This window comes from Methylocystis sp. H62 (assembly GCF_015709515.1).
Taxonomy (GTDB): Bacteria; Pseudomonadota; Alphaproteobacteria; order Rhizobiales; family Beijerinckiaceae; genus Methylocystis.
In genome coordinates, this window is sequence record NZ_JADNQZ010000016.1 from 1 (window position 1) to 7,676 (window position 7,676).

Here is a 7,676-nt window from a genome sequence, read left to right on the forward strand (position 1 = left end):
CCATGCACTGCCAAAAAAACCTTCGAGATCGCACGCGGGACCGGCAATGAACTGATCGTTCAAGTCAAAGCTAATCAGCCGGGTTTGTCGCAACGCTGCGAGCACATCGCCGCGACGGCGGCTCCAATCGCCGTCGACGACAGCCGCAATCTGACGCGAAATCGCCAGGAAGACCGGCGTGTCGAAGTCTATGCTCCCGGCGCCGCCCTCGATGACGACGAATGGGCGCCGTTGATCGCCGCAATCGTGCGCGTCACGCGATTTACATTGATCCGTTCCGCCGCCACAGGGCTCTGGAAACGGCGGGAAGAAACCGCGTTTTATGCGTCGTCCGTCATGTTGCCCGCGGAAATCTTCGCGAGCGCCATCCGCGGTCATTGGGCTGTGGAGAACGAGAACCATTGGGTTCGCGACGTGACCCTTGCTGAAGACGCCAGCCGCATCCGCGTCAATCCAGGCATCATGGCGCGCCTGCGTTCGCAAGCCCTCAACATCGCCAGGGCAAACGGCGTCGCCAACATCGCCCAAGCCCTTTGGAACGGAGCACTCGATCCCGCTGTCACCCTTTCATACCGCGGCCTGTAGAGAGATCCCATGGGGAGGTGGATAGCGACCGACGCTCTGGCAGAGTGCGGTTGCTAACACCCACTCTGGAGACGACCATGCGAGTTATAGCTGATCGAACCGAAACGCCGAGCGCCATCCGCAGCGATCTTGGCGCGATTTTCGTTTCAATGGAACTCAGTCGCTCTACTTGGCTGATCACGTCACTGTCGCCGGGCGGCGGAGAGAAGATGTCGAAGCACGGCATGCCTGCCGGGGACATCGGCGCGCTGCGGGCTCGCTTTTCGGAACTCAGGCGGAAAGCGTTGGCGCGATCTGGAAAATCGTTCCCAATCATCGTCATTCAAGAAGCGGGACTGGACGGCTTCTGGGTTCATCGTGCGTTGGAGAATGAAGGGATTGAAAGCCATGTCGTCGATCCGGCCTCAATCGCGACATCAAGACGGCGTCGGCGAGCGAAGACCGACAGGATCGACGGCGAGGCTCTGCTTCGCGCGCTGCTGGCGCACAAGCGGGGCGAACCTCGCGTGTGCGCAATGGTCAAGGCGCCGACGCCCGAGGACGAGGACCGCCGCCGTCTCTGCCGCGAGCGCAAGGTGCTGACCAACGAGCGCATTCTGCACGTCAACCGGATCAAGGGATTGCTGTTCTCGCAGGGCGCATCTGGTTACGAGCCGCTGCGTCGCGATCGACGGCGACGGCTCGACGAGTTGAAGACGGGCGATGGCCGTCCGTTGCCGCCGCATCTCAAGGCCCAGATCAGCCGTGAACTCGATCGGCTCGAACTGCTGCTCGAGCAGATCAAGGCGGTGGAGGCCGAACGTGACACGCTGCTTGCCGCGCGACAAGCCGTGACGCCAGCGCCGGCGACGATGTTGCTCGACATCAAGGGCATCGGTCTGGAGTTCGCCGCCGTCCTCTGGTCGGAAGGACTGTTCCGACACTTCGACAATCGCCGCCAGGTCGCTGCTTACGCGGGCTTGGCGCCGACGCCCTGGCAAAGCGGATCAGTCGATCGCGAGCAAGGTGTTTCCAAGGCCGGCAACCCGCGCTTGCGAACCACCCTCATTCAACTCCCTTGGCTATGGCTGCGTCATCAGCCGCAATCGGCGTTGGCTCTGTGGTTCAAAGAACGGGTCAGTCGCAATGGCGGGCGGCTCAAAAAGACAACCATTGTGGCGTTGGCGCGCAAGCTGCTGGTGGCGCTCTGGAAATATGTGACCGCCGGCGTCGTCATCGAGGGAGCCGTGATGAAAGCCGCTTGACGATGGACGCACCCCGAATCCTCAAATCTCCCAGGATCTGATCAGTCCTGGCGGATCCAAGTGGACGAACCGCTTCAACGCATGGCTTGAAAAGCCGCTCTAGAGAATGGTCTCGTCTTCCTGAGCCCCGACCGCCGCAAGCGGGATATTGGTGCAGCCGCCACGAACGGCGACCGAATGTGAGTTTGATCTGGCCGGGAAACGACCAGGTCCCGGAAACAGGCTCAGACCTTGGACACCGACACAGCCAACGGAGTTTTATTCATGCGCTACTGAAGCTGATCCCCTTGACCTGAACCTCCCCATGTGAGCGTTGAACAGCCCTGGGATGTTCGTCGCGTGATCTGCCATCTCCTCGGGCGAGATCTGATACGGTTCAATGCCTTGCGGCCACGGGTCGTTACTAATTGTGCACTTTGGATTCAACTTACGCCAGAAATCTATGTTTTCCAGTACACGGCGTGAGAAATCCGGTGCCGTTTCGGCGAGGACATCTTTCATGAACACTCCAGTCTGCATGTCCTCGTGGCTTGACCCGGGATTTGCCCGATGGACCCCGTTTCAAATGCCAGGATCTTCGAATTTGCCACCTTTGACAAGGCCGCACGGTCACGGAGACCGCCGCAAACGCTCTTCTACGAGACGATCGTCCTTGGACCAATAACGCGACTTGACCATAACGGATACTCTAGCAGAACTAGTCGGGGTCAGGCGTCGCGCGTTCGCTTCCGTGGCCTTTCTACCTTGCGCCCACCCGGCAACCCTTAAAAATAATACGGCAGCGCCACAGAAACTGTGAAGTTAGGCGTCGGCCCCATGATCCTCGTTGTCCCCGTTACCTGCAGCATGAGTTTGGGAGTCAAAACCGCGCTCAGGCCGACCGAAAAATCCCCCGCGATAGTGGTAGCAGATTGCACCCACCACCCGTTGTGGTATCGGAGCACGTCCGTTTCGCGAGAAAAATTAAAGGCAGTGTTCAAGGACATTGTCGGACTGAGCGCAAAGAGCGCTCCAAAGCGTCCGCCGACATTGATTCCAGGTTCAATCTTGTTTCCGTCAGTCAGCTGCAGGGATGCCGCCTTAGAGCTTGAGACGCTGGCGAATATCGTTATCGGGTCAAATCTCTTGGACGCAGACAGTTGGGCAAAGGCTCCACCATAGCCGCTCGACGGTCGGGACCCGCCGTAGATCGTCGGGTTGTTGGGCGTGATACTCTGTGCGCCAGTCCGATAAAGGCCGCCAACCGTCAGAAGCAAGTTTGGTAAAGTCTCATTCTCGTTGAGCAGCTGTTTTGACACGGCGAAACTGATATCTCCCAACGTCTGCGTGTGGCCAGCCGTTGTCTGTAACCGAGTGAATGGCGCAGACAGCTGAACCTGCGCCTCCCAAGGCAAGCCCATGGCCACGGAGATCGATCCGCCGATGCTGTTGCGATAGATTGTCGGCCGCTCGGGGTCCCAATAAGAGCCGGCTACGGTTGGCGTGAATTGGATTTGGTAGGGAGAGAGGATTGACGCCCCTTCTCGAACCAGGGTGCGCTCCAAGGCTCGACCTGCTTCGTCGTCATTGTTCTCAATCTCGCTGAGCGTCTGCCTCTGGGAATCCACAGAAGTGTCGCGTGGAGCGAAGCCCTGGGGGAGCGGCGGGGTGAAGGCGGTTTGGGTTGTAGGTTGTCTTGAACTTGCGGAAGGGCTCGCGCTTTCTTTTGCGCTTGCCGTTTTGACTTTGGCTTCGAGCGCCTTGATGATCGCGTCCTTCTTGGCCAGTTCGGCGTCTCTTTGAGCGAGCAGTTTTTTTAATTGCTCGACAGTCTCGGCGCGGGCGGAGCAATTAACACAGAGCAAGGCGCAAGCACTCAACATCACCATTATGCCGCGAACCGATCGAGCAAAATAGGAAGATGGGCGCGACGCGCGCCGGTCAGGGAGCATTTTTTCGCTCCAGCACAAAGGCCACTTTGCCCTGCCAGACCTCAGAAAACTGCTCGATGTCCATCGTCCGATTGCCAAAGCCAGGATCGGCAATGTCCAGCGTTCCATCCGGGCGCGACTCGCGAACAACAATAAAGTGAGGGTTCACGCCATATTCGATGACCGGAACGATTGCATAGCGGAGTTCTGCTAGTTGGTCTCGCGTCAAATCTTTCATGCCCTTGGCGGCATACCCGCGGCTCTCAGAAAATTTCTTCAGGTCGAGAAGCGAGAAACCATGCTGTGACTTGATCTTTTCCAGATTCCCATGCGCCAGCATCCATCTAGCGGCAAGGCGTTCCGGCGTCGGATCATTGAACCCATAGGTCATGACAGTCGTGAGCGCAGCCGCACCGCAGCTGATGTCCCACTTCTGCATCACGACGCCTTGGGAGCGGATTTCAAGAAGCGAGCGGACGGGTTTACTATAGTCAATTTCCTGACCGAGGGCTAGTTTAGCCCAAGTCGATGTAAGAAGAATTGCATAAATGATCGGGGGGGTCAGTCTTTCTTGGATTGGCCCCAAGATCAACATTTTCAGCATCCGCTAATCAGCATCTGGAAAGGGATAGCGTAGCACGCTACCCCTTTTTTACTCGACTATGCGCTGACTGGATCAGAACTGGATGCAACCAGTACTACCACAAACGCCGTAGCCATGACCGACACCATTCTTATTAAGGCCGTGATGCAATCCCCTTGCGTCGCCCGTGGTACCCCAGGCATTTCCGCCAGCCACGACCTTATCAAGATCGGCATCCGACATCGCGGTCGCGGCAGTCCTTTTATCGGCGGAGTTCGGAGCCTTCGCATCCTTAGCAACCGCAACACTAGCACCGAGCATCAGGGTGGCGCAAACTAAAGTAAACGTTTTCATTCGAGATCTCCTTACCGTGGTCGATCTGAACTCGAACCGGCGCCTATCTTAGCTCACAATAACGACGCCCAAGCAACTAGCGCATCTCAAAAATAGTTAACGAATTGCTAGGACGTGTGGACGAATTTGATCAAGCACAGGCCTGCGGCGAAACTGACGATTGACCGAAAATTTCGGGCTGTCTTTTCGCAGCGTAGGGCGACGCGCTTGAAGCGTTTGACGCGTCCTATGCCCTGCTCGATGCGGGCGCGGGCTTTGTAGAGCGTCTTGGCGAGGAACTTTGGTCTGTCTTTCTCATTGGCCTTGTGCGGAATGACCGGGGCGATGCCACGCGCTCTTGCCGCCGCGCGGTTGGCCTTGCTGGCGTAGCCCTTACATGAGCACCCCCTTGTCAACAGGCGGCTTAGGGAGACAGGCGCGGGAGCGTTTTCTCAAAATGCGGCGTGTCCGCATCACCTTACATCCGGTCAGGTAAGCCCTGAACCCTAAATCCGTCATGCACGTGACGACGCTCCAAGCAACGGCGCCAACCTTGTTCGACGGCTTGTTTCAGCCATGGCTACGAACGGCGACCGTTGACCGCTGCGGCCCCCTGGGCCGGTCCTTTTATGCCTTCAGAAGCGCCCCCTCGGGAACAAGTCCCTCTTTGGCGAAGCGCCACAGCGCTACAAGAAGTTTTCGCGCCAAGGCGACGATCATGATGCGCTTTAGCCGAGGGCTGCCGCCTTGACTGCGCTCTTTGAACCAGCGCGCGAGTGAGCTTTGAGGCTGATAACGCAACCATAGCCAAGACAACTCGACCAGCGTTGTCCGCAAGGCCGGGTTGCTGGTCTTGTTGATCCCTTGCTCGTGGCGCATACCGCCGCTCATAAATGGGCTCGGGGCGAGTCCGGCGAAGGCCGCTAGCTGCCTTCGATTGTGAAAGCCTCGGTAAAGGGCCTCATTCACCACGACCGCCGCGCTACGCCACCCTATTCCGCGAAGTTCGGTGAGATGTGCGACTGTTTGAGCCTGTCTATCCGGCTCTCGCTCTATCCACTGCCGCTGCTCGGACTCGATTTCCTTGATCTGAGAGAGAACGAACTCGAGACGATGCAACTCCCGTTCTATGGCGCGGCGTAAACAAGCGGGCAAAGTTCTATGATCACCGGTGCGCAGTTGTTCAAGGATTTTCCAGCGGTTGGCGAGCGCCGGCTCGAAGTCGTAAATGCCTTGTTGCGCGAGCATTCCCTTTATCCGGTTGACGTGTCGCCCCTTCTCTTCGATCAGAACGCGTCGTTCGCGATGTTGGCGCTTGCGGTCCTCTTCCTCCGCGGTCGGCAATGTCACCGTGCGCCAAACTCTCGCATCTCCACCTTCATAGGCGATGAGCCCACGCATCAACGCCAGGACATCGATCCGATCGGTTTTTGCGCGGCGCGCTCGTCGATCGACCTGAAGGCTGGCTGGTTCCACTATGCGGACCTCCCAACCGAGCGCCGTGAGTCGGCGAGCGAGCCAAAAACCGTCGTACCCGATCTCGTAGCAGCAGGTAATCGAGGTCGTTCCGTGCTGCGCCTGCGCTCTTGCAGCGACGGCAAGCAAGTCCTCAACATCCCCAGCTGCGAGCTTGTGAAGCGAAGGCCGATTTTTTCCACGATCTTGGACAGCCACAACCCACGCGGACTTGCTCAGCTCGATGGCGACATAAAGAACTTGCGTGGCTTGAGAGAGATTTAACGGAGCGTTCCAGATTGAGAATGCATGACGAGATCCTCCTGGTTCACGGCCTAACGGCGATGGCCAACTGTAAACCCGCCGCCAACGCGCGCTCATAGGATCTTGTCACAAATAGCGGCGCGCGGCTGAATATCCGGGCCGATGTCGAGCAGCGTTTCGAAATGCGGCGCGTCGGCGGCTTCGCCGCCGGTCAGATCGAAAGCGATGATGTCACCCGATGCGTCCGACTTGGCGTGGATTTTCGTGGTGAAGCCGCCGCGCGAGCGCCCGAGCGCCTGGGCGTCTTGCCCCCTTTGGCGCCTGCGGCCGATACGTGCGCGCGCACGATGGTTGAATCGAACATCTGGATCAGATGCGCCGACGAACTCATGGAGGCGAGCGTGTCGAAAAAGGCCTCGAATACGCCGGCCTTGCTCAAGCGGTCGAAGCGTTTCCATGCGTCCGCGACGCGGAAGGCAGGCTCGAAACACCGCGAGCGTATGCGCCCAGTCTTTCCTCGTCCATCCGCGTCGACATGGCTTCCGGTCTCCGACTCAGTCGGAGTCCTATGAATCATGCCTGATTCCGCGTGGGAATCTGGAGGGTTATGTGATGTCCGCGGCGCAATGCTTCGGCTCGCGGGAATGCGGACCTCACATAAGCCGGATTGAACGAAGGCACGGGTCGTTAGCCGCTATGGGGAAAGCGCGAGACGCTGAGGCTTTTTGGCGCGCGGTGTTGCGGCGGTCGTGCGCTCACGAACGGATGTAAGGGCCCGATGGGTCAAAGACGTTCGATCCTGGCGGCGCGCGGTGCGGGGCTGTCCGGCTGGAGGGCGCCGTGGAGGGGCGTTCGTCGCGCTGGCGACGTGAGCCTTCGCCTCGTCGGCGTGAAGCGCAACGAGAGGACCAAGGCTGATGCGGGCGAAAGCGATTGCGGAACTCATGACGTGTCACAGTGAAAGGGGCGCGGTCTGAAGGGCGGCGTGACGCGGATGCGGCGCATGAGCGCGCCGCAGTCGGGACACAGCGAGGCGGCGCCGATTTTGGCGGTGGGCGCGTCCTCGCAGGCGGGGGCAGTCGGTTCTTCGACAGGATGATTTGCGGCGGCGAGCTTGCGGCAGAGTTCGAGTCTTTCGGCGCGGTCTCCCCTGGCCAGGAGGCCGTAGTGACGAATGCGATGGAAGCCGCCGGGGAGGACATGCAGCAGAAAGCGGCGCATGAACTCCTCCGGCTTAAGCCGCATGATCTTCCGGCGCCCGTTGCGCCGATAGTCCTTGTAGGTGAACGCGATCTCGTCGTC

8 protein-coding genes and 1 pseudogene are annotated in these 7,676 nt (G+C 59.1%); 2 read left to right on the forward strand and 7 right to left on the reverse strand.

Going from position 1 to position 7,676, the window contains the following annotated elements:
- A partial coding sequence (locus IYY11_RS00290; RefSeq protein WP_196402295.1) for an ISAs1 family transposase occupies nucleotides 1-585 on the forward strand: 585 nt, incomplete at its 5' end.
- A gap of 77 nt (nucleotides 586-662) precedes the next feature.
- A complete protein-coding gene (locus IYY11_RS00295) occupies nucleotides 663-1,829 on the forward strand; it encodes an IS110 family transposase (RefSeq protein WP_196402296.1) in 1,167 nt (388 codons plus the stop codon).
- Nucleotides 1,830-2,593: 764 nt separating this feature from the next.
- On the opposite strand, the gene IYY11_RS00300 is transcribed toward IYY11_RS00295, so the two are convergent.
- The 7 genes and pseudogenes from IYY11_RS00300 to IYY11_RS23525 all read right to left on the reverse strand — a co-directional run.
- Nucleotides 2,594-3,760, reverse strand: coding sequence for a hypothetical protein (locus tag IYY11_RS00300; protein WP_196402297.1), 1,167 nt, complete (start codon nucleotides 3,758-3,760; stop codon nucleotides 2,594-2,596).
- Nucleotides 3,750-4,343 carry a C39 family peptidase gene (locus IYY11_RS00305; protein WP_196402298.1) on the reverse strand — a complete coding sequence of 198 codons (594 nt, stop codon included), beginning with the start codon at nucleotides 4,341-4,343 and terminating at the stop codon, nucleotides 3,750-3,752. The genes IYY11_RS00300 and IYY11_RS00305 overlap by 11 nt, the downstream gene beginning before the upstream one ends.
- Nucleotides 4,344-4,415: 72 nt before the next feature.
- Nucleotides 4,416-4,676, reverse strand: coding sequence for a hypothetical protein (locus IYY11_RS00310; RefSeq protein ID WP_196402299.1), 261 nt, complete (start codon nucleotides 4,674-4,676; stop codon nucleotides 4,416-4,418).
- A 107-nt stretch (nucleotides 4,677-4,783) separates the two neighbouring features.
- A complete protein-coding gene (locus IYY11_RS23520; protein ID WP_196402300.1) occupies nucleotides 4,784-5,071 on the reverse strand; it encodes a transposase in 288 nt (95 codons plus the stop codon).
- A gap of 211 nt (nucleotides 5,072-5,282) precedes the next feature.
- Complete coding sequence (locus IYY11_RS00320) at nucleotides 5,283-6,491, reverse strand: IS110 family transposase (RefSeq protein WP_246719523.1); 1,209 nt, start codon at nucleotides 6,489-6,491, stop codon at nucleotides 5,283-5,285.
- 115 nt (nucleotides 6,492-6,606) lie between these two features.
- Nucleotides 6,607-6,738, reverse strand: a pseudogene (locus tag IYY11_RS00325) (IS5/IS1182 family transposase); the annotation flags it as partial.
- Between the two features lie 578 nt (nucleotides 6,739-7,316).
- A partial coding sequence (locus IYY11_RS23525; RefSeq protein ID WP_409455201.1) for a transposase occupies nucleotides 7,317-7,676 on the reverse strand: 360 nt, incomplete at its 5' end.